Origin of the sequence: Thalassospira sp. (assembly GCF_048059015.1) — a bacterium.
In the GTDB taxonomy this organism is placed as follows: domain Bacteria; phylum Pseudomonadota; class Alphaproteobacteria; order Rhodospirillales; family Thalassospiraceae; genus Thalassospira.
In genome coordinates, this window is the sequence record NZ_JBLLNT010000007.1 from 110,571 (window position 1) to 135,837 (window position 25,267).

At 54.1% G+C, this 25,267-nt stretch carries 21 protein-coding genes, 1 other RNA gene and 1 pseudogene; 7 read left to right on the forward strand and 16 right to left on the reverse strand.

The annotated features are described in order from the left end of the window. Window positions 1–64: 64 nt before the first annotated feature. The 12 genes and pseudogenes from tilS to ACMZ66_RS11385 all read right to left on the reverse strand — a co-directional run bounded on the left by tilS (window position 65) and on the right by ACMZ66_RS11385 (window position 10,627). Complete coding sequence (tilS, locus tag ACMZ66_RS11330) at window positions 65–1,435, reverse strand: tRNA lysidine(34) synthetase TilS (protein WP_416937312.1); 1,371 nt, start codon at window positions 1,433–1,435, stop codon at window positions 65–67. Between the two features lie 104 nt (window positions 1,436–1,539). Next, a complete protein-coding gene (gene ybgF, locus ACMZ66_RS11335; protein WP_416937313.1) occupies window positions 1,540–2,655 on the reverse strand; it encodes a tol-pal system protein YbgF in 1,116 nt (371 codons plus the stop codon). 154 nt (window positions 2,656–2,809) lie between these two features. Beyond that, window positions 2,810–3,304: a peptidoglycan-associated lipoprotein Pal gene (gene pal, locus ACMZ66_RS11340; RefSeq protein ID WP_416937314.1), complete on the reverse strand. Its 495-nt coding sequence runs from the start codon at window positions 3,302–3,304 to the stop codon at window positions 2,810–2,812. 129 nt (window positions 3,305–3,433) lie between these two features. Continuing rightward, window positions 3,434–4,804 (reverse strand): Tol-Pal system beta propeller repeat protein TolB, encoded by a 1,371-nt coding sequence (gene tolB, locus ACMZ66_RS11345; RefSeq protein WP_416937315.1) that lies wholly within the window; start codon window positions 4,802–4,804, stop codon window positions 3,434–3,436. 63 nt (window positions 4,805–4,867) lie between these two features. After that, entirely contained in the window at window positions 4,868–5,830 is a 963-nt protein-coding gene (locus ACMZ66_RS11350; RefSeq protein ID WP_416937316.1) for an energy transducer TonB, read from the reverse strand. A gap of 6 nt (window positions 5,831–5,836) precedes the next feature. Then, window positions 5,837–6,292 (reverse strand): protein TolR, encoded by a 456-nt coding sequence (tolR, locus tag ACMZ66_RS11355; RefSeq protein ID WP_416937317.1) that lies wholly within the window; start codon window positions 6,290–6,292, stop codon window positions 5,837–5,839. Window positions 6,293–6,294: 2 nt separating this feature from the next. Beyond that, window positions 6,295–7,026, reverse strand: a complete 732-nt coding sequence (gene tolQ, locus ACMZ66_RS11360; RefSeq protein WP_416937318.1) for a protein TolQ — start codon at window positions 7,024–7,026, stop codon at window positions 6,295–6,297. Window positions 7,027–7,033: 7 nt separating this feature from the next. Continuing rightward, window positions 7,034–7,495: a YbgC/FadM family acyl-CoA thioesterase gene (locus ACMZ66_RS11365; protein WP_416937319.1), complete on the reverse strand. Its 462-nt coding sequence runs from the start codon at window positions 7,493–7,495 to the stop codon at window positions 7,034–7,036. After that, window positions 7,495–8,568 (reverse strand): Holliday junction branch migration DNA helicase RuvB, encoded by a 1,074-nt coding sequence (ruvB, locus tag ACMZ66_RS11370; protein ID WP_416937320.1) that lies wholly within the window; start codon window positions 8,566–8,568, stop codon window positions 7,495–7,497. Before ruvB ends, ACMZ66_RS11365 begins: the two co-directional genes overlap by 1 nt. Further along, entirely contained in the window at window positions 8,565–9,260 is a 696-nt protein-coding gene (gene ruvA, locus ACMZ66_RS11375) for a Holliday junction branch migration protein RuvA (protein WP_416937321.1), read from the reverse strand. The genes ruvB and ruvA overlap by 4 nt, the downstream gene beginning before the upstream one ends. Continuing rightward, a complete protein-coding gene (gene ruvC / locus ACMZ66_RS11380; RefSeq protein WP_416937322.1) occupies window positions 9,257–9,787 on the reverse strand; it encodes a crossover junction endodeoxyribonuclease RuvC in 531 nt (176 codons plus the stop codon). Before ruvC ends, ruvA begins: the two co-directional genes overlap by 4 nt. A 92-nt stretch (window positions 9,788–9,879) precedes the next feature. Continuing rightward, a pseudogene (locus tag ACMZ66_RS11385) lies at window positions 9,880–10,627 on the reverse strand (YebC/PmpR family DNA-binding transcriptional regulator). 486 nt (window positions 10,628–11,113) lie between these two features. On the opposite strand from ACMZ66_RS11385, the gene ACMZ66_RS11390 reads away from it, so the two are divergent. From ACMZ66_RS11390 to ACMZ66_RS11400, 3 genes are all read left to right on the forward strand, one after another. Further along, window positions 11,114–13,072, forward strand: a complete 1,959-nt coding sequence (locus tag ACMZ66_RS11390) for a methyl-accepting chemotaxis protein (RefSeq protein ID WP_416937323.1) — start codon at window positions 11,114–11,116, stop codon at window positions 13,070–13,072. Window positions 13,073–13,661: 589 nt separating this feature from the next. Next, on the forward strand, window positions 13,662–15,884 hold the full coding sequence (locus ACMZ66_RS11395) for a methyl-accepting chemotaxis protein (protein WP_416937324.1): 2,223 nt from the start codon (window positions 13,662–13,664) through the stop codon (window positions 15,882–15,884). A 361-nt stretch (window positions 15,885–16,245) separates the two neighbouring features. Then, window positions 16,246–18,468, forward strand: a complete 2,223-nt coding sequence (locus tag ACMZ66_RS11400; protein WP_416937325.1) for a methyl-accepting chemotaxis protein — start codon at window positions 16,246–16,248, stop codon at window positions 18,466–18,468. Window positions 18,469–18,540: 72 nt separating this feature from the next. Here ACMZ66_RS11400 and ACMZ66_RS11405 read toward each other — a convergent pair whose 3' ends face one another. The 4 genes from ACMZ66_RS11405 to ACMZ66_RS11420 form a co-directional block, all read right to left on the reverse strand. Further along, window positions 18,541–19,356, reverse strand: coding sequence for a TIGR00282 family metallophosphoesterase (locus ACMZ66_RS11405; RefSeq protein ID WP_416937326.1), 816 nt, complete (start codon window positions 19,354–19,356; stop codon window positions 18,541–18,543). A gap of 123 nt (window positions 19,357–19,479) precedes the next feature. Further along, window positions 19,480–19,640, reverse strand: a non-coding RNA gene (ssrS, locus tag ACMZ66_RS11410) — 6S RNA. Between the two features lie 168 nt (window positions 19,641–19,808). Then, complete coding sequence (locus ACMZ66_RS11415) at window positions 19,809–20,147, reverse strand: cell division protein ZapA (RefSeq protein WP_416937327.1); 339 nt, start codon at window positions 20,145–20,147, stop codon at window positions 19,809–19,811. Between the two features lie 3 nt (window positions 20,148–20,150). Continuing rightward, entirely contained in the window at window positions 20,151–20,417 is a 267-nt protein-coding gene (locus ACMZ66_RS11420; RefSeq protein WP_416937328.1) for a hypothetical protein, read from the reverse strand. Between the two features lie 412 nt (window positions 20,418–20,829). Between ACMZ66_RS11420 and tkt the strand changes: the two genes are divergently transcribed. The 4 genes from tkt (at window position 20,830) to ACMZ66_RS11440 (ending at window position 25,222) form a co-directional block, all read left to right on the forward strand. Beyond that, window positions 20,830–22,812: a transketolase gene (gene tkt / locus ACMZ66_RS11425; RefSeq protein WP_416937329.1), complete on the forward strand. Its 1,983-nt coding sequence runs from the start codon at window positions 20,830–20,832 to the stop codon at window positions 22,810–22,812. Between the two features lie 113 nt (window positions 22,813–22,925). Next, window positions 22,926–23,933, forward strand: a complete 1,008-nt coding sequence (gap, locus tag ACMZ66_RS11430) for a type I glyceraldehyde-3-phosphate dehydrogenase (protein ID WP_416937330.1) — start codon at window positions 22,926–22,928, stop codon at window positions 23,931–23,933. Between the two features lie 119 nt (window positions 23,934–24,052). Next, the gene (locus ACMZ66_RS11435; RefSeq protein ID WP_416937331.1) at window positions 24,053–24,775 is read left to right on the forward strand and encodes a spermidine synthase; all 723 of its coding nucleotides are present in this window, start codon (window positions 24,053–24,055) and stop codon (window positions 24,773–24,775) included. Window positions 24,776–24,787: 12 nt separating this feature from the next. Next, a complete protein-coding gene (locus tag ACMZ66_RS11440) occupies window positions 24,788–25,222 on the forward strand; it encodes a hypothetical protein (protein ID WP_416937332.1) in 435 nt (144 codons plus the stop codon). Window positions 25,223–25,267 lie beyond the last annotated feature (45 nt).

The following is a 25,267-nucleotide window of genomic DNA, read 5'->3' on the forward strand; positions in this document are numbered from 1 at the left end:
TATGTGTGCCGTGACGCAAAACTTCCTGCGCAAGGCTTGATCATCAAATAGTCACAAGCCCTGCTTACGCAAGTAGGCTGTCGGGTTTCTTCGGCAATTTGAAGCCACATTCCCATAAAGGTACGCGCGGCGCAAACTGCCATCGCCCGCCAATTGCAATTTGCCCCCTGCCCAGAGGCCGCTCACAATCGGCGGCGGATAATACGTCGGAAAGCACCGAAACCTCAAGCCCGCCAACGGATCGCAAGCCTTCTTTATCGTAGAGAGACGGCATTGATGCAAGGGCTGCGCGCGGTAAATTACCAATAAATGGCACTATTTCGCGCAATGCCGTCCGAAATGCTTTCGTGTGAAACACATCACAAAGCCCAAGCGGACCAATCCAAAGCACCTCGTCACCAGAAACATGACCGCCATCAGGATGCCATTCGAACCGGTTATCCCAATAAAAACAGCTGCTTTCTGGCATGCTTCCCAGCTCAACCCGCATTGGCGCCTGATCCATCCGCCCCAGTTCGCGATAAACACAAATGGCGCCCTTGCGCCCATGCAGAATGCAGCCACCCAGACTGATCCGGGCAGTCGCATTGTTGGTCAATCGCGCCAGTGCATCCGACAATCGATCAAGTGCTGGCATATAGCCTGCCCCGCCGACCGTTCGCACCACCTGCCCCAGCGCGTAGATGGCACCATCCGATGGCACATCAGCCACAAGGAAAGAATCACGTCTGATTAGTGCGACACCATTTGTATGCAGGGTTACAGACTTGGCCAGAAGATCGCCGATCTCGCACTCAAGCCTGAGGCGAACGTCGATTGCAGCAGCATTTTCGATTGCAGACGCAGTACTCTCGGAAATCTTTTTGCGCGTACGAACACGTTCGAACTTTTCATTGATGTTGGAAGGGTCTTCAATCCACGCCTGTCCGCGTGATTGAAGCGTTGCCACCAAGTCGCTTTTGGAAACAGACAAAAGTGGCCGCAGAACACGCCCATAACGCAAATAACGCCGGGCCGACATCCCCGCCTGCCCCAGTCCGCCCGCTCCACGCGCGGCGCGCATAGCAATCGTTTCATCCTGATCACCCGCATGATGGGCAATCAGCAGATGTAAGACGCCATTGGCTGCCATGAAAGCATCCAAGATGTCATAGCGGGCATTGCGTGCCTGCTCCTGAACTGCACCGGTCGGCTTTTCCCCGATCCATGGCAGGATGGCATGATCAATCCCGTATTTGCCAAGTTCTTGGCCAACCCATTTCGCTTCTTCAGCAGATGCAGCACGCAATCCATGATCGACGGTCGCGGCAATGACGCGGCCCTCTCTGTCTTGGCACCAATCATGGGCAAGTAGTGCCAAGGCCATGCTGTCTGCACCGCCGGAAACACCGACCAGCAGTTTTGGCGCCGCCTCAAACGGTGCGAACGCAGCCATCAGTTGTTCAAAGACAACGGCGTCCAATGGAGTTCCATTGGACGCCGTGTGTAATGTGGTCGATGAAGTGACGTTATCCGTCATGACATGCCTGTGGTTTGGCCCTATTGGGCGCAACCGCGACTTTTGCGTTCCTGACGCGCGCGGTCGAGAACAACATTCGACGCATTCGGGAAATTATCAATCAAATGACCGAATGCCGTGCAGGCATCTTCATTCTTGCCAAGATTTGCCAGCGACATACCAAGCTTCAGAAGGTTATCCGGTGCCTTGGTGCTATCGGGGTAAGTCTGGAAGCCTTCGGTAAAGGCGATGGCGGCATTTTCAAACTGGCCACGAACATAATAGGTCTCGCCCAACCAATATTGTGCGTTACCCGCCAGTGGATCATTCGGATGGCTTGAAACAAAACTGCTCAGCGCCTGTTCGGCAGCCGGGAAATCCTGTTTGCGCAACAAACCAAATGCTTCGCGATACTGTTCTTCGGGCGTGCCAGAAGCAACCGCTGCGGTCTGGGTCGGCGCTGCAGATGACGTTGCGGCTGCACCAGACGGAATCTGCGGCGGCTGGCCCTCGCTTTCGATCACACCAAACAGTTTGGTGCCACGATCATTCAGCGCCTCGCCGGAATTAGCACCACCTGCTGGCGCGGTCGCGGCGATATTGCCGGTCGGTGCGCTCTCGCCACTTGCTTGCGCCTGGGGTGCGCCCATTCCTGAAACGGCACCGCCTTCAAGCTGCCCAAGACGGAAATCGATGTCAGCAACCAAACGTTCAAGACGTTCTTCCATCTTGCGAATTCGGAAATCAAATTGTTCAAGCTGACCGGTAAGCTGGGTCGCAGACCGTTGCAGATCATTGATCTGAACCTGCTGACGTGCGGCAGCCGGGCTTGAAGCATCGGCACCGGATGGTGCCGCCGAGGCAGCCGTGCCCGCAGCACCGGTACCCTCGCGGTAAACATAGCGCTGCAGAAGATCAAGATCCTTGCGCAGCTGTTCGACCTGACGGGTCGTGTTGGCATCTTGTGCATGAACGGGCATAGACCCAAGCGAAGTCATCGCAAATACGGTTCCGATGGCAAACGCAAACAGAACTTTCCGGCCTTTGCGCAAAGTTACGGCCCCTTTTTCGCCAAGACGCGCCGTGCCGGTCTGGCAGGCATGGCTGGTTGCAGATGCAACAGTTTGCGGTTCAGTGGCGGGTCGAACTCGGATCATTGTCGGGTCCTTTGTCGTCAATGCAATCAGTGATGGGTCACTATGAACAAGACACCATGTCACTTTCAAACATTTTCAGGCGGCAAAAATAAGGCGCCTGCCCCAAACGGGACAGGCGCCTTTATATTCAAGTCAGGCTTTCACCTGCACGCGCTTAACGGATAACCGATACAGCGCGGCGGTTTTTCGCCCAGCTTTCGTCGTCATGGCCAAGAGCAACCGGGCGCTCTTTACCATAAGAAATGGTTTCGACGCGCGACGGGTCGATGCCCAGAGCGATCAGGTAATCTTTAACCGAGTTCGCACGGCGTTCGCCGAGTGCAAGGTTGTATTCACGGGTGCCGCGTTCGTCGGCATGGCCTTCAACAACAACTTTGTACTGCGGGTATTTCTTCAGCCAAGCGGCCTGCAGTTCGAGGGTGCGGCGAGCTTCACCGGCCAGATCGTATTTATCGAAGCCAAAGAAGACGCGGTCACCAACGTTTACAGCGAACCACTCAGGGCTGCTTTCGGACAACGAGGTGCTGGTGGACGGCTGGTTTACAGTCGATACACCTTCGCCACCAGTGGTTGCCGAGCTATCAGGTGCAGTTTCACATGCAGCCAGAAGAGCGGCAGCAGCAAAAACGCTGAGAATACGAAGTTTCATTTAAGTTTTCCCCTTAACACCGGACGCATTCGCCCGAGGTTGGTGTTTTCCATGTCTCGCGACACCGAAAATGCCCGCGATTAAAGCGAATCGCATTCAGTGCTTCGCGATGACTATACTCTTGAGATATCAGGGAATCAAGGGCGACCATGCCGGATCCGACCCATCCGCAGGTGTAACGATCTCTCGCTCGTTATAACCTGTCAGATCTATCGAATACAGACGATAGCGATCCTTGGTCCCGTCCCTGGACGGGTGCTGGCGGTGATACATCAACACTCTTCCGTTCGGAGCCCATGTTGGTCCCTCAACGAGGAACCCTTCGGCCAACAGCCTTTCTCCACTGCCGTCTGGCCGCATGACACCGATATAGAACCGACCTCCTTGCGATTTGGTGAATGCGATCAGGTCTCCGCGTGGCGACCAGACCGGCGTGGCATAAAGTCCACCACCGAAACTGATGCGCTGCACGCCGCCACCGTCGGCATTCATCACATAAATTTGCTGAGACCCGCTGCGATCGGAGTTGAAAGCAACGCGAGACCCATCTGGCGAGTAAGAAGGCGAGGTATCTACAGCGGGATGACGCGTAAGTTGTTTCTTTTCACGCGTGCGCAGGTCCAGTTCATAGATTTCACTGTTCCCGTCAAGCGCTTGCGACATCACAACCGAGTTCCCGTCTGGCGCGAATCGGGGCGCAAACGTCATCCCCGGAAAATCACCCAGCAATTCCAACTCGCCAGTATCAATATCCAAAACATAAACACGTGGCTTGTCGTTGAAATACGACATGTAAACCACTTCCTGTGCCGTCGGCGAGAAGCGCGGGTTCAGCACAAGGAACCGTCCGTCCGACAGGAACCGATGGTTTGCACCATCCTGATCCATAATCGCCAAACGTTTTACGCGTTTGTCGGCCGGGCCGGATTCAGAAACATAAACAATCCGCGTATCGAAATATCCGGTTTCGCCTGTGATGCGCTTATAGATCTCGTCTGCGATCTTATGCGCAATCCGGCGCCAGTTATTGGGCTGTGTGCGATAGGCAACACCAGACATCTGGGTTTCTGCCAACACATCCCAAAGACGGAATTCGACGCGAAGCAATCCATTTGGTTCCGTAACAACGCGTCCATTGACCAATGCCTGGGCATTGATGGCGCGCCATTCGGCGAAGTTCGGGTTTACCGCCAGCGAAGCCGCACTCTGGATGAATGCTTTTTCATTGATCGGTGAAAACAGCCCCGAACGTTCAAGGTCTGCGGCAATCACCTGGGTCAGGTTCTGGCCAATTTCAGTCTCGGCAACGCCCTCACCCGGGAAACGGGTAACGGCGATCGGCATCGGTTTATGTTCACCCCGGGTAATATCAATCCGGAGTTCCGCCTTTGCCGGCGAAATGAATCCGACATTCAGGCCAGCGACAACGGCAAGGGCACACAGTGTCGCAACACCGCTTCTTACCCAAAATCGTTTTCGTGCGTTGGTCTTGATCGTCATCCTGCCTCGCTATTTTCCACGCGTGTTCAAGAACTTATCATAGATTCTATTGTTAGTCAGACTCTAAAGGCCCAGCATTTCACGCATGTCAAAATTGAACGTGAATGTGCGCCACATTTCATATTTATCCAGCGGCAGTTTTAGAGGACTGCATTGCGGATTTAGCACAGCTCGCAGTGCACTTTCTGCAATTGTACGGCGCGATGCATCACCCTGAATGTCGTTCAGGTTGCTGATCCGCGCCTGCCGGACGGTTCCGTCCGGGTTGGCACTGACGTGAATCTCAACAGCAAAGCTGCCTGCTTCCTTCGCGCCCGCCGGCGGGCTCCAGCATTTTTCAATCTGACGTTTGACCGCATCAAGCTCGCTCATGGTCAGATTGGCGTCCAGTCTGGTCGCAACGACCTCGCTGGCGTTTTCCTCCGGTGCTTCGTCCGGTTGCGGTTCAGGCGTGCTTTCTGCCGTCTCCTTTAACTTACTTACGTCCTTAAGAACGCTCATAAGGTCGCGTTTCTTCGGCTCTTCCTTCTTCGGTTCCGGCTTTTTGACCGGTTCCGGTTTCGGCGGCGTCGGTTTGCTTACCGGTTTCACAGCCGCAAGTTCGGTCGGTTGTGGCTCCGGCTTGGGCTCTGGTTCCTTTTTCACCTCGGGCGTTGGGACCGGTTCCGGTTTAGGAACTGGTTTTGGCTCGGGCTTGGGTTCCGGCTTGGGTTCTGGTTTCGGCTCAGGCTTGGGCTCCGGTTTTGGTTCGGGCTTCGGCTCTGGCTTGGGTTCTGGTTTCGGCTCGGGTTTTGGCTCTGGCTTGGGTTCCGGCTTGGGCGTCGGCTTTGGCTTCGGTTCCTCTTTGGGTTCCGGTTTTGGCAAAGCCTTGGTCGGGGCCGCGGAAAATTCATCCACGGTCACGACTTCAACCGAAATGGACTGCAGATCAAGCGGCGTTTCTTCAAACAGGTCGGGCAATCCCAACCATGCCACCAGAAACAGCACCAGATGCAAACCAAGCGATATGAGAGCGTAGCGAAACATCTTTCGTTACGAACCCTTTGCCGGCAATTCGGCAATCAGCGCCACCTTGGTGAAACCGGCGTCCTTGATCAGGCCCATGACTTCCATCACCCGGCCATAATCAATTGCCTTGTCACCGCGCACGAAAATGCGGGTGTCGGCCTTATTGTCGGTAATCGCACCGAGCTTTTCAGTAAGCGTATCCTGTGCGATTTCGCTATCCATGATATAGATCGTGCCTTCGCGTGATACCGATACAACAAGCGGCTCATCCTGTCCGGTCATCGGGGCAGCACTTGTTTCTGGCAGATCCACCTCAACGCCAACCGTCATCAGCGGGGCAGCGACCATGAAGATCACAAGCAGCACCAGCATGACGTCAACCATTGGCGTGACGTTGATGTCACTCATGGCAGCGCGACGACCACTCCGACGCCCGCGACGGCGACCTCCGCCAGATCGTGATGCGAGTTGAGCACCCATAATCAATCTCTCGTATCGTCAAGTTGGCGCGAGAGGATCGAGCTGAACTCGTCCACGAAAGCTTCCAGACGGTTGTTGTAGCGGTTCAAATCACTGGAAATCTTGTTATAGGCAACAACAGCCGGGATAGCCGCAACAAGGCCCATCGCCGTTGCAAACAGTGCCTCGGCAATGCCAGGTGCAACAACCGCAAGGGATGTATTTTTGGAAGCTGCGATCGACTGGAACGACACCATGATGCCCCAGACGGTCCCAAACAGACCGACGAACGGCGCGGTCGAACCGACAGATGCCAGGAACGTCATGTAACGTTCAACACGGTCCATCTCACGACCCAGCGTGATTTCCATGGATTTTTCAAGACGCTGCTGCATGCGGGCGCGCATCGTGTCGCCATGAACGCCACGTGCGTTCGAACGGCGCCATTCGCGCATGGCCGATACAAATATCGCCGACATCGGATCGCGCGGTTGATCTGCGATGCGATCATAAAGGTCTTCAAGTGATCCGCCCGACCAGAAAGCTTCTTCAAAGGTGGCAGCCTGTGCGCGCAACTTGCGAAGGCGCAAAATCTTTTCAATTACGATGGCCCATACCCAGACAGAAGCCAGCAAAAGCCCGATCATCACCGTTTTGACGACCAGTCCAGCCTGCATGAAAAGTCCCCACAGAGACATGTCATGCGCCATGACCGACTGCCCCAGCGTTACCGCGTCGACCACTTGATTTTCCATATTCTCTTTAGTCCTTGTTCACATCCAGATAGTGACTAAACACCGTTCGTAGTTCTTCAGGCAGTCTTTGTGCCCGAAGTTCTTCAAGCGACATGCAAGCGAGATATATCTCGATTACCACCAGCTCCTGACCGTCCCGCATTACCTTTTGCTCGAAACCAAGTGATGCGCCCCCAAGCTTAATCACCCTGCTTTCAACGGTAAGACGGTCTTCCAACTGAGCCGCTCGACGAAAATCGACGGTACAGTGTCTAACGGCTATGGCAACTTTGTGGCGTTCTGCAACAATTCGATTGGTAAAGCCTAACAGGTTAAGCATCGCTGAACGCGCGCGCTCGGCAAAAGCCAGATAATTGGCGTGATAGACGATCCCGCCAGCATCCGTATCCTCATAATATACGACCAAAGGATATATGTGCTTTTTGCCATCTAGACGGCCCAGCAAGGCGTCGTGATCGGTTTGCGACATCAAGAATCGCTCCCCGATGATCCGTTAGCCTGACTGTCAAACAGGTCGGTCATCGGTACCCCACCCGCTTCGCGCGGCGGTGTCAGCCCCAGATGGCGGAAGCCTTTTACGCCCAACATGCGCCCACGCGGGGTGCGCTGGATCAGCCCCTGCTGAAGCAGATACGGCTCAATCACGTCTTCGATGGTATCGCGTTCTTCGGAAAGCGCGGCGGCAAGCGTATCGACGCCAACCGGACCACCGCCATAGTTTCCAGCGATACAATTAAGGTAACGGCGATCCTGGCTATCAAGGCCAAGATTATCAACCTCAAGCCGGGTCAATGCCGCATCGGCAATGAACTTATCGACCGGGGATTTTTCCGCAACGGCAGCAAAGTCACGTACACGGCGCAACAAACGTCCGGCGATACGCGGCGTACCACGCGACCGACGGGCAATTTCCATTGCCCCTTCTTCGGTCATGTCGAAATTAAGCAAGCGCGCACCGCGCGAAACAATGCTGACCAGTTCTTCCGGTTCATAAAAACGCAGACGCAGCGGAATACCAAAACGATCACGAAGCGGCGTTGTCAGAAGACCCGAACGCGTTGTCGCCCCAACCAAGGTAAAGGGCGGCAAGTCAATGCGCACAGAACGCGCAGCCGGACCTTCACCAATGATCAGATCAAGCTGGAAGTCTTCCATCGCCGGATAGAGAATTTCTTCGACTGCCGGGTTCAAACGATGGATTTCATCGATGAACAAGACATCGCGCGGCTGAAGGTTCGTCAAAAGGGCTGCAAGATCACCGGCCTTGGCAATCACCGGCCCCGATGTTGCGCGGAACCCGACACCAAGTTCACTTGCGACAATCTGCGACAACGTGGTTTTACCCAAGCCCGGCGGACCAAAGAACAGGACATGGTCCATCGCTTCTTCGCGTGCTCGGGCCGCTTTGATAAAGACATCAAGGTTTTCGCGCACTTCTTTCTGGCCGGTGAAATCATCCAACCGGCGCGGACGCAGCGATCCATCCTGATGGTCTTCTTCGCGACGCTCCCCACTGAGCAGGCGATCTTCTTCTTCGCTCACGCGCTAAGCTCCTTTAGTCCCAGACGGATCAGGGTATCGATCGATTTATCATCACCAGCCAGCTGGGCCGCCTTGCCCACCGCGCCAAAGGCCTCGGATCGGCCATAGCCCAGATTGACCAGTGCCGATACGGCGTCTGACATTATGACGCTATCATCTACAACCGGTTCAGCCGGGGCTGTGTCGACACTCACATCAGAAGCCGCTTTTGCCGATTTCTTTGTTTTTGTGGCGGGTGCAGCAGCATCTGCTGCCGGGGCTGCGGGTGCTGCAACCGGACCAAGATTAAGTTTGGCGGCCTTGTTTTTAAGCTCGCTAACGATACGGGTTGCGACTTTCGGGCCAATGCCCGGCGCACGACAAAGGGCCGTTGTGTCCTGGGCTGCCAATGCACGCAGCAAGTCGGTCGGACTAAGTACTGACAGCAATGCCAAGGCAACCTTGGCGCCAACGCCCTGGACCGTGGTCAGAAGCGTGAACCATTGCTTTTCAGCATTATCCGCAAAACCAAACAGGTGAATGTGATCTTCGCGCACATGGGTTTCGATCATCAACCCGGCGTCACCACCCTTTTGCGGCAGCATCGAAAGTGTACGGCGCGATGCGAAAACCAGATAACCGACACCATTCACATCAATGATGACGCTGTCTTCGCCGATGAAATCGACAATTCCACGCAGTTTCGCGATCACCTGTATCTTCTCCCGTTTCCTGTTGGTTTCGCAGCCAAGCTGTTGGCAAGCGACCGGTTCCCGGCATGTTGCGCGTGACAGATCGCAACCGCAAGCGCATCGGCTGCATCCGCACCGGCAATTTTGCATCCCGGAAGCAGGGTCGAAACCATCATCTCAACCTGTTGCTTGGCGGCGTGACCGGCACCCACCACAGTCTTTTTGACGGCATTGGGTGTATATTCCGTTACCGGAATACCATTGCGGGCAGGTGCCAGAAGCGCAACGCCACGTGCCTGTCCAAGTTTAAGGGTAGATACCGGGTTTTTATTTACAAAGGTTTCTTCGACCGCGGCTTCGTCCGGGGTCCAGATCTCGATCACTTCGATCAGACCGGTATGAAGCTGATCAAGGCGTTCGGCCAGGGTCAGTGTTTGGGTGGATGTGACAATACCGTTGGCCACATGGCGCATACGGTTGTCTTCGAGGTCGATTACGCCCCAGCCCGTTCGTTGAAGTCCGGGATCAATCCCGAGCACTCTGACCACAGCGTCACCCTATAATTCGGATATTCCAGAAACCAGATACAAAACACCCGCCATTCAAAAGCGAAAGGCGGGTGTAATCAAGATTAATAGTCTTAGTTGTCGAGGCCAGCGACGATTTCGTCGGTCCAGGCAACGTTGGTCCAGACATTCTGGACATCATCGTTGTCTTCAAGCACATCAACAAGCTTCATGATGCTCTGTGCCTGCTCGACATTGATCTCGGCTTCGGTAACCGCACGGAAGACCATTTTGGCGCTTTCCGGATCGCCGAACTTTTCACCAAGCGCTTCACGAACAGCGTTCAGGTCTTCAAGTTCGGTATCAACAACATGGCTGTTTTCATCCGAACTCAACGTTTGACGCCCCTGCTTCAAGCGCTGCTTCAAAGATTTCGTCTGCATTGGCAGCATCTGCCGGATAGACGATCTCGCCAAGACGGTTGAACATGAAGCCAACCGAACCGGTTTCGCCAAGGTTACCACCGCTTTTAGCAAAGGCAGCACGAACTTCCGAAGCGGTACGGTTACGGTTATCGGTCAGTGCTTCGACGATAACGGCGACACCTGCGGTGCCATAACCTTCGTAACGGACTTCTTCGTAGTTATCGCCCTCGCCTGCACCGGTCGCCTTTTTGATGGCGCGTTCGATGTTGTCCTTGGGCATGTTCTGACCACGTGCGGCAACGATGGCTGCGCGCAGACGCGGGTTGCTGTCAATGTCTTCGCTGATTTTGGCCGCAACGGTAATCTCGCGGGCAAGCTTGGTGAAGATCTTGGCGCGCTTTTTATCCTGCGCACCTTTGCGGTGCATGATGTTCTTAAATTGGGAATGGCCGGCCATAACCTAAAACCTGTATTCATTGAACTCGATGTGGAACGGTATCGGGTGATACCACGCCGGTCATGCGGGAGTTCCCTGTCAGACCAGCCCGTTCGCACAGATGCAGACCGGCTTCGTCAGATCTGCGATAAGTGCGAACGAAAATTTCGACCGCTCCTATAGCCTGTTTACCTTTGAAGGTCCAGCCAAGCTTAGCAGAGCAATAAAATCACCGACCTATACTGTAATAAGAACCGGCCAACCCTAAATGCTTCCAAGGAGCAATTTTCGTTCATTTTGAGGTCGAAATTCGGTTAGATGTTGCAGAGGCTCGGATATTCTTTCATTAATACTACAGTCGCTACCCAATTAAACTAAAGAACAACACTCTCAGGGGTCCAACGTACCGTCCAATAAAAAATCAGGTCATCGATACCAGACGGTCGGAACAGCTTGAATGGACAAAGAAGCCATTTGAGTTCAGTCAGGAAACAAAGGTTAGATAGAATGGGAACTAAATTCGGGGTCCAAAGCAAACTTTTGATTTCATTTGCTTTGGTTGGATTGATGGCGGTTATTGCCGCTGTCGTCGGTGCTGTGTCTTTCAATAAATTCGGTGATGCCCTTACCACGATTACCGAAGAAAAACTTCCACCTATTGCTGCTGCACAAGCACTTGCTACCGGCAGTGCTGAAATTGTTGCAATCGCACCGCGTATTGTTGCGTCAGCCAATCCGGAAGAAGAAAACGCAATTAACGATGAACTCGCAGTTCGTCTGGAAGAACTTGTCGCCAAGATCGCCGAGATCGAAGCAACCGGCTTCATGCCCGAAGTCATTGCAAGCATCAATGACAACCGCGCATTGCTGGCTGACAACCTCGCCCAGCTTCACGCTGTGACGCAGGAACGCTTCCAGATCACGGATGAAAAATCCGAAAAACTGACAGAATTCCAGAACCTGGCGAAGCGTTATGCTGATACGCTCAAGCCGGTTCTGTCATACACCCAGAACGATATTTCGCAGGGCGGCCAATACGCTGCTTCCTTCAAGGAAGACACTTCGCGTCAATACAGCGAAGACAAGGCCAAGATCCTCGAGGCGTTCCAGAAATTTTCTGACGCCATCGAAACCCGCACCCCGATCCTTGAGATCGAACGTCTGGGCTCGGCTGCGTCAAACATGATCATTTCGAGCACCACCGAAACGCAGGCCGTGCGTCTGTCGATCATTCCGGTGCGTATTCGTGGCACTTATGCCGACGCACTTTCCAAACTGGACTCGATTGGCAACGATCGCCTCAAGGCGTTCTATGTTGATCTGATCGAAAACATGCAGAAGCTCTCGGTTGGCGATGGCAGCCTTCCGGATCTGCGTAAGCGTGAGCTTGAAGCAACCGAGCAAAGCCAGGCACTGGTTGTGCAGAGTGGCGAATATGCCAATGCCATGCGTAACAGCGTTGCCGAACTGGTTGCGGGTCTGAATGAAGAAGTCAACGAAGCTGCGGCACAGGCCAAAGTGGTCGAGAAACAAAGCCTGACCGCCCTGTTCGTTGTGGCTGCGGCTGCAATCGTGATCTCGCTTCTGATCTATGTGCTGTATGTTCGCGGCAACGTTCTGCGCCGTCTTGGCGGTCTGCAGAAAACCATGGTTCAGCTTGCGGATGGCAATCTTGATGTCGTCGTCCCGTCCAAGGGCAATGACGAAATCAGCGCCATGGGCCGTGCCGTTGATGTCTTTAAGGACAACGCGCTTAAGGTTCAGGCCATGCAGGCCGAAGAAGAACGCCTTAACCGTGAACGTAACGAAGCCCTTCGTGACGAGCTTCTTGGTCTGGCTGATACCCTGCAGAACGAAGTTGAAAGTGCAGTGAATGAAATCGCTGCCCTTGGTAACCAGCTTCAGGGTGTTTCGGGTCAGATGACCTCAAGTGCGGAACTTGTTTCGGGTCAGACCGAAGAAGTTGCCAACTCGGCACAGGAAGCAACCGGTAACGTTGAAACCGTTGCTGCTGCGACCGAACAGCTTTCGGCATCGAATGCCGAAATCAATCGTCAGATGGCGGAATCAACCCGCATTTCGAGCGAAGCTTCGACCCGTGCACAGGAAACCAACGACCTTGTCGTTAGCCTGTCGCAGTCTGCTGATCGTATCGGCGAAGTCATCGCGTTGATTACCGACATTGCCGAACAGACCAACTTGCTGGCTCTGAACGCAACGATCGAAGCCGCACGTGCAGGCGATGCTGGCAAGGGCTTTGCGGTTGTTGCCGCCGAGGTCAAAAACCTTGCCAACCAGACCGAAAAAGCGACCGAGGAAATCTCGGGTCAGATTGCCGGTATTCAGAAAGCAACCGGTGAGTTTGTTAACGCGATTGGTGACATTGGCCGCATCATTGAAAACATCAATGAAATTGCCACCACCATTTCGGCTGCAGTTGAAGAACAGGGTGCCGCAACTGACTAGATCACGCGTAACGTTCGCGGTGCGGCTGATCGTACCCGTTCGGTATCCGCATCGATCACGGAAGTTGCCAGCGAAACCGGCAAGACAGGCGAACTGTCCGGTCAGGTCTTTGCAACCGCGCAGAATGCTTCCGAGAAGGTCGAAAACCTTCGTTCCCGGATTAATGGCATTCTCGATGATCTGCGCAAACAGGCGCACGATCGCGCGGCTTCCTGATCCATCTCACGATCTAAATCCTGACTGCAAAGGCCCGCCATCTGGCGGGCCTTTTTTCGTCTGCCTATCCCCGCATCAAACCACCCACTCGGCACAGTTGCACGCCGATAGAAAACACAAATACCGCGTAATGCAACCTATGGTAATTTAATACTACAAAAGTTCGTTCTGAGTTTGTGCAATCTATGTTATAGGGGCGCTAACTATAACATATAAGCCACTTTTTTCGGTGATGCCGCCCCACAACCTGGCAGACCGGAACTCCCCAAAAGCGGCACTACCGGGAAGCTACATCTGAGAGACCCGCAGAAACGTGCACCGATGCAGGAATGCGTCAGCACTCGACTTATTCGTCTATGGGGTAACATGAACTATGGGACATCTACTTAAACGCGGCACCTCCCCGTCGTCGTCACAAACAACAAAAACAAGTGGACTTGGGGTTCGCGAAAAACTGGCCGGTGCGTTCTTTCTGGTCGGTCTGATTGCCGTACTGGCAGCATCAGTATCGGTATTTTCATTCAGCAAATTTGGCGGACAGCTCGACAAGATTGCCTATGAGCAGCTTCCACCAATGTTCACGGCACAACAGCTTGCAACGGAAAGCGTCAAGGTTGTCGCATCCGCCCCGCGGATCGTAGCCGCCACGACCCTTGAAGAAGAACAGGTCGTCAAGATCGAGCTTGATATGCTCCTTGATAGCCTGCGTGAGAAGCTTGCCCTTCTGGCAAGTTCGGGTCTGCCGTCAGCATCGCTGTCGCATATCGAAACCAACGGTAAAAATCTGGCTGACAATCTTGAGACACTGCATCAAACGACGATCTCGCGTTTCGAGGCCGCGGCAAAACTGACCGAAAGCCTGGCAAAGTTTCAGCAACTCGATAACCGCTTTGCTTCGATGCTAAAGCCGCTTTTGTCCATGTCACAAAACCAGATTTCCGGCATTGCAGCACAGGTCGAAGACATCCGCAAAAGCGCCGGCTACCTGACGCAGGATGAACTGACCCATAGCAATGATCTTTTGATCAAGCTTGATCAAACCATCGCGGATCGCGCACCAATTTCTGAACTGTCCAAGCTGGGTGGCGAGATGACCAATATCTTGTTATCGGCCGCATCCACCAGCGACGAAACCCGCCTTAAAATCGTAAGCGTTCAGGTCAATGGGAAGATCAACGAGATCGAAACCCTGATCAAAGGTCTTGAGAACAAAAAGCTTCAGGCCTTCTATGCCGATCTGATTGCTGAAATCAAAACGCTTGCGGTTGGTGATCAAAGCATCCCGTCCCAACGCATGGCTGAACTGGCCCTTGTTCGTGATCAGGCAGCAGCAGTTGTCGCCAGTGCCGAGTTTGCCACCGCCATGGAAAATGGCGTGAATGCGTTGGTCGAGGCATTGCAAACTGGTGTCGATCGATCTGCCGGTGCAGCCAAAACACTGAACAATCAAAGCACCTATGTGATGTATGCAGTGGGGGCTGCTGCAATCCTGATCCCGCTTTTGATTTTTGTGGTGTATGTGCGTGGCAATCTCCTGCGCCGCCTTGCCGGATTGCAAAAAACCATGGTGTCACTGGCCCAAGGCGATCTTGAAGTTGATGTTCCGTCACAAGGCGTTGATGAAATCTCGGCCATGGGTCGCGCGGTTGACGTGTTTAAGGAAAACGCGATCAAGGTCCGTGACATGCAGGCCGAAGAAGAACGCCTGAACCGTGAACGCAACGAAGCATTGCGCGATGAATTGCTAAGCCTTGCCGATACGTTGCAGGGCGAAGTTGAAACAGCGGTAAACGAAATCGCTGCCCTCGGCGAACAGCTTCAGGGGGTTTCGGGTCAAATGTCGGAAAGTGCTGAGCTGGTATCTGGTCAAAGTGATGAGGTTTCCAAATCTGCCCAAGAAGCCACCGGCAATGTCGAAACCGTTGCCGCCGCGACCGAGCAACTTTCAAGCTCGAACGCGGAAATCAATCGTCAAATGGCAGAAACCACGCGTATCTCCAACGAAGCCGCACAGCGTGCCCAACACACCAATGAGCTGGTCCATAGCCTGTCGCAATCTGCTGGTCGTATCGGGGAAGTCATCGCACTTATCACCGATATTGCCGAACAGACCAACCTGCTTGCACTGAACGCCACCATCGAGGCCGCCCGTGCCGGTGATGCAGGCAAAGGCTTTGCTGTGGTTGCGGCCGAGGTCAAAAACCTTGCCAATCAGACAGAAAAGGCGACCGAGGAAATCGCCGGTCAGATTTCCGGTATCCAGAAGGCAACCGGTGAGTCTGTAACCGCAATCGGCGAGATCGGTGCGATCATTGATAACCTCAATGAAATCGCCACCACCATCTCGGCCGCGGTTGAGGAACAGGGTGCCGCAACCGATGAAATCACGCGCAATGTGCGTGGTGCGGCGGATCGTACCCGCGCGGTATCCTCGTCGATTACCGAGATCGCCAATGAGACCGGCCGTACTGGCCAGCTCTCTGGCGAAGTTCTGACGACGTCACGGACAGCATCGCAAAAGGTCAGCGAGATGCGCACGCGTATTTCAGCCATCCTTGATGATTTGCGCCAGCAGGCGCGTGACAGGGCTGCGTAAACCGCCCTGCTCTATATTCCTGCCAAAGGCCCGCCAGTTTGACTGGTGGGCCTTTTTCTTGATGGTTGCGGAATGCCCATCCCCTGAAATGGCGCATATCTTCGTGGCAAACGACGCAAACCGACTATACCCGCACAGGCCACCGCCGGAAAATCCATGATTGTCGTGCGGTTCCTGTGCTATAGATGACCATAAGAACAATAACACAAGCCCCATCTCAACTTTGTCTGTCCGAATTCAGGGCGGCAGGCAAAATCCCCAAAGAGGCTTGAACGGGATACGACGTCCGGACGACGCGACTAACAGCGTCGGCACGATGATGTGTCGGTGCTCGGTTCTTTGGTCTACGGGGTACCTAAAAATGGCTTTAAAACTAAAGCGCGGCGTTAAGCCGTCATCGTCGAAAAAATCGACGAAATCTGGGATTGGTGTTCGTGGGAAATTGGCTGGCGCATTCTTTCTTGTAGGATTGATCGCAATCCTTGCAGCGGCTGTTTCCGTCTTTTCATTCACAAAATTTGGTAATGAGCTTGGCAAGATCGCCTATGAGCAGTTGCCACCAATGTTCGCGGCCCAACAGCTTGCCGCAAACAGCGCAAAGATCGTTGCATCAGCACCACGATTTGTTGCGACCTCAAAGGTTGAAGAAGAACAGGTTGTCAAAGCCGAAGTCGATGAACTTCTGGCCAAGTTGAACGAGAACCTTGAAGCTCTTCGCCAGGCGGGACTGCCCGAAGAAACACTGGCTTTGGTTGAAACCAACACGCAAAGCCTTGCCGAAAGTCTCGAAGAACTTCACGAAACCACGATTGAACGGTTTGAAGTTGCAGCAGAACTTTCAGACTCCCTAAGTCAGTTCCAACAGGTTTCTGGCCGCTTCAATTCCATGATCCAACCGATCCTGTCTGCGTCACAGACCAAAATTACCGGTGTGACCGCCCAAGTTCAGGAACTGCGCAACGCGGGTGATGCTCTTACCCCGGAACAACAGGCCTCCACCAAGGATCTTCTGTTTCAGCTTGAAGAGCTGATGGCATCCCAGGCGCCTATCCTTGCCCTTTCCAATAGTGGGGCAGAGATTTCCAACACCGTTCTGTCGGCCGCCTCATCAGATGACCGCATGCAGCTTCGCATCATGGGTGTTCAGGTGCGCGGCGCGGTTGGTGTTGTTGGCAACACCGTGAACGAGCTTGAGAACGCAAAGCTCAAGAAATTCTATGATGGCTTGCTGGGCGATATCAAAAAGCTCGCCATGGGCCGCAACAGCATCCCGTCATTGCGCTCCAAGGAACTCAAACTGGCCGACGAGCAGCTTGAGATCGTCGAAGAAAGTGCTGAATTCGCCGCCGCAATGGAAGGTGTAGTTACCGAAATCGTTGAATCCCTGCAAACCGGGGTCAACACATCGGCCGATGCTGCAAATACGCTTACCAAGCAAAGCTCGGTCGTGATGTATGGGGTTGGCGGTGCAGCCATCGTCATCCCGCTTCTGATCTTTGTTATTTATGTTCGTGGTAATCTGCTGCGTCGTTTGGCTGGCCTTCAGAAATCAATGGTCGCCCTTGCCGGTGGTGATCTTGATGCTGCTGTCCCATCTGCTGGCAATGACGAGATTTCCGCCATGGGCCGTGCGGTTGATGTGTTTAAGGAAAATGCGATCAAAGTCCGCGACATGCAGGCCGAAGAAGAACGCCTTAACCGTGAACGCAACGAAGCACTACGTGACGAGTTGCTAAGCCTTGCCGACACCCTTCAAAGCGAAGTCGAAACCGCGGTCAATGAAATCGCATCGCTGGGCGATCAACTTCAAGGCGTGTCTGGTCAAATGACTGAAAGCGCAGAACTGGTTTCGGGTCAAACCGAAGAAGTCGCCAATTCGGCCCAGGAAGCTACCGGCAATGTCGAAACCGTGGCGTCTGCGACCGAGCAACTTTCAAGCTCGAACGCAGAAATTAACCGTCAGATGGCGGAAACCACGCGTATCTCAAACGAAGCCGCACAGCGGGCCCAGCACACCAACGAGCTGGTCCATAGCCTGTCGCAATCTGCTGGTCGTATCGGTGAAGTCATCGCACTGATCACCGACATTGCCGAGCAGACCAACCTTCTGGCACTGAACGCCACCATCGAGGCGGCCCGCGCCGGTGATGCCGGCAAAGGCTTTGCCGTTGTTGCGGCCGAGGTCAAAAACCTTGCCAATCAGACCGAAAAGGCGACCGAGGAAATCTCGGGACAGATTTCTGACATCCAGAAGGCAACAGGTGAATCAGTAAGTGCGATTGGTGAAATCGGATCGATCATTGATAGCCTCAATGAAATCGCGACCACCATTTCGGCTGCGGTCGAGGAACAAGGTGCCGCAACCGATGAAATCACGCGCAATGTGCGTGGGGCGGCGGATCGTACCCGTGCGGTATCGGCATCGATTACCGAGGTCGCCAATGAAACCGGCCGAACTGGTCAGTTGTCTGGCGAAGTTCTGACGACATCGCGCGCGGCATCAGAAAAGGTAAGCGAAATGCGCACCCGTATTTCCGCCATCCTTGATGATCTGCGCCAACAGGCACGTGACAGGGCAGCCTGATCGCCCGACCCGATCTGAAACGACAAAGGCCCGCCAATTGGCGGGCCTTTTTGCATCGTAACACCTGATCAATTAGGCGCTTGGCCAGCTGCCCTTAAGACGACCACCGATGCGTACCGATTCAATACGCTTGGCAAGGCCGGTCTTGTCATCAGTTTCCACAAAGACACCGCATACCGTTGCCGGACCATCTGCTGGCTCAAACCGGCCGGACGGCATCTTGGTCAGGAATTTGCGGACCGAGTTTTCCTTTTTCATGCCGATCACGGAATCAAAGTCACCGCACATGCCAACATCGGTCTGATATCCGGTGCCATTCGGCAGTATCTGCGCATCCGCGGTCGGAACGTGGGTATGCGTGCCCAAAACAAGCGATGCACGACCGTCGCAATGATGGCCAAACGCCATTTTCTCTGACGTGGTTTCGGCGTGGAAATCGATGATGATCGCATCGACATTCTTGCCAAGCTTGTGTTTGGAGAAAAGCTTGTCCGCACCTTGGAACGGGCAAGACAGCGGGTCCATAAACAGACGCCCCATCATATTGATGACGCAGACTTTTTTGCCCGACCTGGTTTTGAAAACGTAATCGCCATTGCCCGGCGTGCCATCAGGAAAGTTCCAGGGACGCAGCAATTTGTCGTCTTCATCGATATAGGCGATGATTTCGCGCTGATCCCAGACATGGTTGCCTGTCGTCAGGACATCTGCGCCCGCGTCATAGAATTCCTTGCAGATTTTCGCAGTGACACCGAAACCATGCGCAGAGTTTTCAACATTCACCACAGCGATATCAACAGACAAACGATCGCGGAGCATCGGCAATGCTTCAAGTGCCGCCTTGCGACCGGTTTGGCCCAGAACGTCGCCAAGATGAAGTAAACGCATATTCTTTCCTGTGTCTTTTTACATACCTCGATATGCAGGCATGGCTTTACGAATGCACCCTGATCCGGGACGCACCGCATACTGCATTACGCAAAGGAGAAGGGATTTGTTCAAATAAGATAAGCGGGAGCCACCACTGCCGTTGGCCATTTGGTAATTCCTCGTGACCTGCAGGTGCAGGTGGGCGCCGTATAACTAGACCACGGCCTAGCAAGGGACAGCTCCCTAGAGAAATAAGCATCGGCCCCGGGAATTAGCGGACCTGACGAACAGGGCAGCCCCCTTCAATGCTGGGTCCTTGATCGCCGCGAACGGCGCATCGCAAACTGTCAGCGACCGGAACTTAGTCCCGGCATGTGTGAATTTCAAGTAGATTGCACGTAAAGAAGGCCCGCAAACAGCAGCCATGCATTGAAGGAATGCGCCGCAGGTGCTTACAAAAATCTGCCTGATCAGTTCTTGGCGAGTTTCTCAGCCAGGAACTCGACGCGATCGGCCATGCTTTCGATATTTTCTGCCAAGGCATCGCTTTCAGCAGCGGAAAGACTGCCAGCTTCCTTGATCTGGCCCTGACGATCTTCAAGCTTCTCCTGTGCTGTGCCCAGTTCATCAGCAATCAGAAGGCTCGTCATTACCAGCAAACGCTGTTCGCCAATCTGGCCAACCGCACCGGCAATTTCCTTGACCCGTTCGTCGACATAGCTTGCAAGCGCGTGAATGCGTTCTTCCTGCCCGTCGTCGCAGGCGATGTCATAGCTGCGCCCGTTAATGCGAATGGATACCTGTGCCATGGGTTATGCCTGCTTCTTTACCGGTTCATCTTCAAGGACGAGCTTGAGCTGATCCACAGCACCATCAAGACGCCGCGATACGGTTTCTGTCGTCTCGGTCAAACGGTCATAATCGGCACGCATTGCGGCAAGCTGACCACGAAGGGCTTCAACTTCCTCGGTATCGGACGCGCTGTTCTGGCTTTTCTGTTCGATTGCCGACTCCGCAACCATTTCCAGACGTTCCAATGCTGCTTTCAGCCGTTCACTTGCTTGGTGCAACCGCGACATGAACCATTTCCCGAAATTGTCGTTTTTACCCGATACGCCCAGATCAAATTGATCTGTAACGAATCACCTTACAGGCCAATAAGCCCATCGAAGATGTCATGATCATGGCTGATTTAACATCGCCCATTCTGATCAACAACAGTTTTGCCCGAAGCGCGCATAAATCCACGCGGTTTATTAATCGAGCTAACCTTATGAAAACATAGAAGCCCCAAGGCACCAAGGTCAACATGACCTGCACCAGCCATGCGCAAACGGAACATCTGTTAGCTTGATTCCGGGTAACAGGCGTAGTTTTTCGACAGAAGCGGTTGACGTATGCCCCCCGTAAGGGCATCTTCCGCGCGAATTCCGTTATATATGGAAAAGTGTTTTCATCGCCCGACCGCGAAACCCCCAGGAACCGCATCACATGACGACGCAAGTAGAACACAACCGCATGGCCAATGCCATCCGCTTCCTCTCGGCCGACGCTGTCGAGAAAGCCAAATCCGGTCACCCGGGCATGCCGATGGGCATGGCAGATGTTGCGACTGTTCTTTATACCAAATTCTTGAAATTCGATCCGAAGCACCCGAACTGGCCGGACCGCGACCGTTTCATCCTGTCCGCAGGTCACGGTTCGATGCTTCTTTATTCACTGCTGCACCTGACCGGTTACGCAGACTTCGATCTTGATCAGATCAAGAATTTCCGTCAGATGGGCTTCCGCACTGCGGGTCACCCTGAATTCGGTCACGGCGAAGGCATCGAAACCACCACTGGCCCGCTGGGTCAGGGTATTGCAACCTCGGTTGGTTTTGCCCTTGGCGAGCGCATCATGAATGCCCGTTTTGGCAATGATGTTGTTGACCACTTCACCTACGTGATTGCTGGCGACGGCTGCCTGATGGAAGGCATCTCGCAGGAAGCCATTTCGATGGCTGGTCACATGAAACTGTCGAAACTCGTCGTTCTGTTCGATGACAACGGCATTTCGATTGATGGCCCGACCTCGCTTTCGACCTCTGAAGACCACACCAAGCGCTTTGAAGCAGCTGGTTGGGACGTTCAGGAAATCGACGGCCACGATCCGGTCGCGATTGAAGCAGCGATTGCCAAAGCGAAAACCACCAACACCCCGTCGATGATCGCTTGCAAAACCCAGATCGGTTTTGGCGCACCGACCAAAGCTGGCACCTCGGCAACGCACGGTGCTGCACTTGGTACCGAAGAACTTGCTGGCATGCGCAAGAAACTCGAATGGGACAACGAACCGTTCGACATCCCGGCTGACATCCGTGACGCATGGCTTGCAGCTGGCGCACGTGGCGCTGACGACTTCAATGCTTGGGGCGCTCGTTTTGACGGTCTCGAAGCTGGTCTGAAAGACGAGTTCGAACGTCGCGTCGAAGGCAAGCTTCCGGAAAACTGGATCGAAGCTTTCAACGACTACAAAAAGCAGATCACCGAAGACAAGCCGAAGGTCGCAACCCGTAAGGCGTCCGAGAACGTTCTTGAAGTTCTGACCAAAGCGATCCCGGAAATGATCGGCGGCTCTGCCGACCTGACCGGTTCGAACAACACCAAGACCAGCTCGCAGGCGCCAATCACCGCAGCAGGCGGCTACGAAGGTGCTTACATTTACTACGGTATCCGCGAGCACGGCATGGCAGCAGCCATGAACGGCCTGGCGCTGCATGGTGGTGTTCTGCCATATGGCGGCACCTTCCTGGTCTTTACCGATTATTGCCGTCCGTCGATCCGTCTTTCGGCTCTGATGAACCAGCGCGTTGTTTACGTCATGACCCATGATTCCATCGGTCTTGGCGAAGACGGCCCGACCCATCAGCCGGTCGAACATGTCGCATCGCTGCGCGCAATGCCGAACGTGACCGTGATCCGTCCGGCCGATGCGGTTGAAACCGCAGAAGCATGGGCAATGTCGATCACCAACGAAAGCGGCCCGACCGTTCTGGCCCTTACCCGTCAGAACCTTCCGGTTCTGCGTACCGAATATCGTGAAGACAACCTTGTCGCACGCGGCGGTTACGTGATTTCCGATTGCGATGGTGATCGTCAGGTCACCCTGATCGCAACCGGTTCGGAAGTCGAGATCGCAGTTGACGCACAGGCAAAGCTGAAAGCAGACGGCATCAATGCTGCTGTTGTTTCGCTGCCGAGCTGGGAACTGTTTGACGCTCAGTCGCCGGAATACCGCAAAGAAGTTCTGGGCAGCGCACCGCGCGTTGCCATCGAAGCGCTTTCGGTCTTCGGTTGGGAAAAATATGTTGGCGATAACGGCAAAGTTATCGGCATGCACGGTTTTGGTGCTTCGGCACCTGCCCCGGTTCTTTACGAGCATTTCGGCATCACTGCTGACGCGCTGGTTAAAGCAGCCAAGGAACTGGTTTAATTTACAGGGCCGGATCGGTAACATGCCGATCCGGCCTTTTTTCTATGGGTTTGAAACCCTAAGCCGTGATTGATACTCCCCAGGTACCAATCATTATAATTTTGGAGGGATGAATGGCTATTCGCGTAGCGATTAATGGTTTTGGTCGTATCGGCCGTCTGGTTCTGCGTTCTATCGTTGAAAGCGGTCGCACCGACGTTGAAGTTGTTGCCATCAACGACCTGGGTAACGTCAACACCAATGCGCATCTTCTGAAATACGATTCCGTTCATGGCGTTCTGGCCAATGACGTCAAAGCCGAAGGCGACGATCTGGTCATTGACGGCAAAGCAATCAAAGTTTGCTCCGAGCGTGACCCGGCGAACCTGCCGTGGGCAGCTCTGAACGTTGATATCGCATTCGAGTGCACCGGTATCTTCCTTGACGAAGCGGGCGCAGGCAAACACCTGACTGCCGGCGCAAAGCGCGTTCTGATTTCTGCCCCCGCAAAGGGCGACATCAAAACCGTTGTTTACGGTGTTAACTCTGACACCCTGACCGCTGACGATGTCATCGTTTCGAACGCATCCTGCACCACCAACTGCCTTGCACCGGTTGCAGACGTTCTGAACAAAACCGTTGGTATCACCAAAGGCTTCATGACCACCGTTCACGCCTTCACCGGCGACCAGAACACCGTGGACAGCCTGCATTCTGACCTGCGTCGTGCACGTTCGGCATCGCTTTCGATGATCCCGACCTCGACCGGTGCAGCAAAGGCTGTTGGCCTGGTTCTTCCGGAACTCAAAGGCAAACTCGACGGTACCGCAATCCGCGTCCCGACCCCGAACGTCTCGATGGTCGATCTGACCTTCGTTGCTGGTCGTGACACCACCGTTGAAGAAGTCAACGCAGCAATCAAAGAAGCAGCAAACGGCCCGCTCAAAGGCGTTCTTGGCGTTTGCGAAGCACCGCTGGTTTCGGTTGACTTCAACCACAACCCGAACAGCTCGACCTTCGATGCGACCCAGACCCAGGTTATGGACGGCAACTTCGTTCGTATCCTGTCTTGGTATGACAACGAGTGGGGCTTCTCCAACCGTATGAGCGACACCGCTGTCGCTATGGCGAAGTTCCTCTAAGCATCGCTTGGATCTGAATTTGAGAAGTGCCCGAAGTTCTGCTTCGGGCACTTTTCTTTTGTCTATCTTTCGGTCACTGTTGAGCCACCAACACATCAAGACAAACAGGAGCCCGACCCGTGAGCCTTCTTTTCAAGGAACTTGATTATCGCCCGACACCGATGGGAGTTTTAAGCCTGCGCCGCCGGCGCGAGCTGAGCCTTGATATCGATGTCTACGAGATCAAGCTTGATGAAGAATACCTGATGTCGAGCCTGTTTACCGACGCCGAGATCGCCCTGTCCGACCTTGGACTGGCAGAACTTGATCGCGACAACCTTGACGTGGTCGTTGGCGGCTTGGGGCTTGGCTACACCGCCAAGGCGGCACTGGACAATCCCAAGACGGGTAAGCTCACCGTGCTTGATACCCTGCCCGAAGTCATCGAATGGCATCAGCAAGGGTTGCTTCCGCTGGGCGAACAGCTGTCAAATGACCCGCGTTGCCATCTTGTGCATGGTGATTTCTTCGGCGCGTCATTGTCTGATACGCCGGGCATGTCGCCAAGTGCCCCCAATGTTAAGCACGATGCTATCCTGCTTGATGTTGATCATTCACCATCAAACGTCCTGCATGACGATCACAAGAAGCTCTATACCAAAGACGGCTTGAAGAAGCTTGCAGCTCACCTTGTGCCGGACGGTATCTTTGCGCTGTGGTCGACCGAATTGCCCGAACCGTGGTTTGAGGAAAACCTGGCATCTGCCTTTGCGGAAATCCGGGCTGATGTCATCACATTCAAGCATCCCCTGATTGACCGCGAAGATATCAACACGGTCTATGTCGCCCGAACCCATTCGTAATCGGGCAATTCCATGACGCAATCCCACCCGATCATCCGCATTCACGGTATCAAAGGCGCACAATCCGCCTGCCGGGTTCTGGGCGATCGTCGGTTTGACCTGCTGTCACCGGAACATGCCGGAATGACACATGGGGCGCAGTGGCTCACCGATCTGGTCCGGATCACCCGCGCCGAATTTTCCGACGCACAGTTTGCCGCCATCCTTGATTGCCGCGGCCGTGTTTCAAGTGCCCTTGCCGCGATTGAAAACGGGTTGGACGGTATCATTGTTGATGCCTTGCCCCGCGATCAGCGTGAACGCCTTGGTGATATGGCACGACAGATGAATTGCCAGGTCATGACAGAAGCGCCATCTGCCAATACGGTTTATGGGATGGATGACCATCGCCTCCCCGACCACGAACTTGACCGCAGGCTTTTGGCGCAGCTTGGCAACTGGTCCTAGGCAATTGCCAAAACCTCCGTCAGGGTTTACATAACACGCAGGAAA

Coding starts and splice junctions, on each gene's coding strand:
- ACMZ66_RS11405 (WP_416937326.1), bottom strand. CDS start 19,356: ATGCGTTTACTTCATCTTGGCGACGTTCTGGGCCAAACCGGTCGCAAG.
- pal (WP_416937314.1), bottom strand. CDS start 3,304: ATGAAACTTCGTATTCTCAGCGTTTTTGCTGCTGCCGCTCTTCTGGCT.
- ACMZ66_RS11440 (WP_416937332.1), top strand. CDS start 24,788: ATGACGCAATCCCACCCGATCATCCGCATTCACGGTATCAAAGGCGCA.
- tkt (WP_416937329.1), top strand. CDS start 20,830: ATGACGACGCAAGTAGAACACAACCGCATGGCCAATGCCATCCGCTTC.
- ACMZ66_RS11420 (WP_416937328.1), bottom strand. CDS start 20,417: ATGTCGCGGTTGCACCAAGCAAGTGAACGGCTGAAAGCAGCATTGGAA.
- tilS (WP_416937312.1), bottom strand. CDS start 1,435: ATGGCTGCGTTCGCACCGTTTGAGGCGGCGCCAAAACTGCTGGTCGGT.
- ACMZ66_RS11395 (WP_416937324.1), top strand. CDS start 13,662: ATGGGACATCTACTTAAACGCGGCACCTCCCCGTCGTCGTCACAAACA.
- ACMZ66_RS11365 (WP_416937319.1), bottom strand. CDS start 7,495: ATGTCGCAAACCGATCACGACGCCTTGCTGGGCCGTCTAGATGGCAAA.
- tolQ (WP_416937318.1), bottom strand. CDS start 7,026: ATGGAAAATCAAGTGGTCGACGCGGTAACGCTGGGGCAGTCGGTCATG.
- ACMZ66_RS11350 (WP_416937316.1), bottom strand. CDS start 5,830: ATGTTTCGCTACGCTCTCATATCGCTTGGTTTGCATCTGGTGCTGTTT.
- tolR (WP_416937317.1), bottom strand. CDS start 6,292: ATGGGTGCTCAACTCGCATCACGATCTGGCGGAGGTCGCCGTCGCGGG.
- ybgF (WP_416937313.1), bottom strand. CDS start 2,655: ATGATCCGAGTTCGACCCGCCACTGAACCGCAAACTGTTGCATCTGCA.
- ACMZ66_RS11415 (WP_416937327.1), bottom strand. CDS start 20,147: ATGGCACAGGTATCCATTCGCATTAACGGGCGCAGCTATGACATCGCC.
- gap (WP_416937330.1), top strand. CDS start 22,926: ATGGCTATTCGCGTAGCGATTAATGGTTTTGGTCGTATCGGCCGTCTG.
- ACMZ66_RS11390 (WP_416937323.1), top strand. CDS start 11,114: ATGGGAACTAAATTCGGGGTCCAAAGCAAACTTTTGATTTCATTTGCT.
- tolB (WP_416937315.1), bottom strand. CDS start 4,804: ATGACGATCAAGACCAACGCACGAAAACGATTTTGGGTAAGAAGCGGT.
- ACMZ66_RS11400 (WP_416937325.1), top strand. CDS start 16,246: ATGGCTTTAAAACTAAAGCGCGGCGTTAAGCCGTCATCGTCGAAAAAA.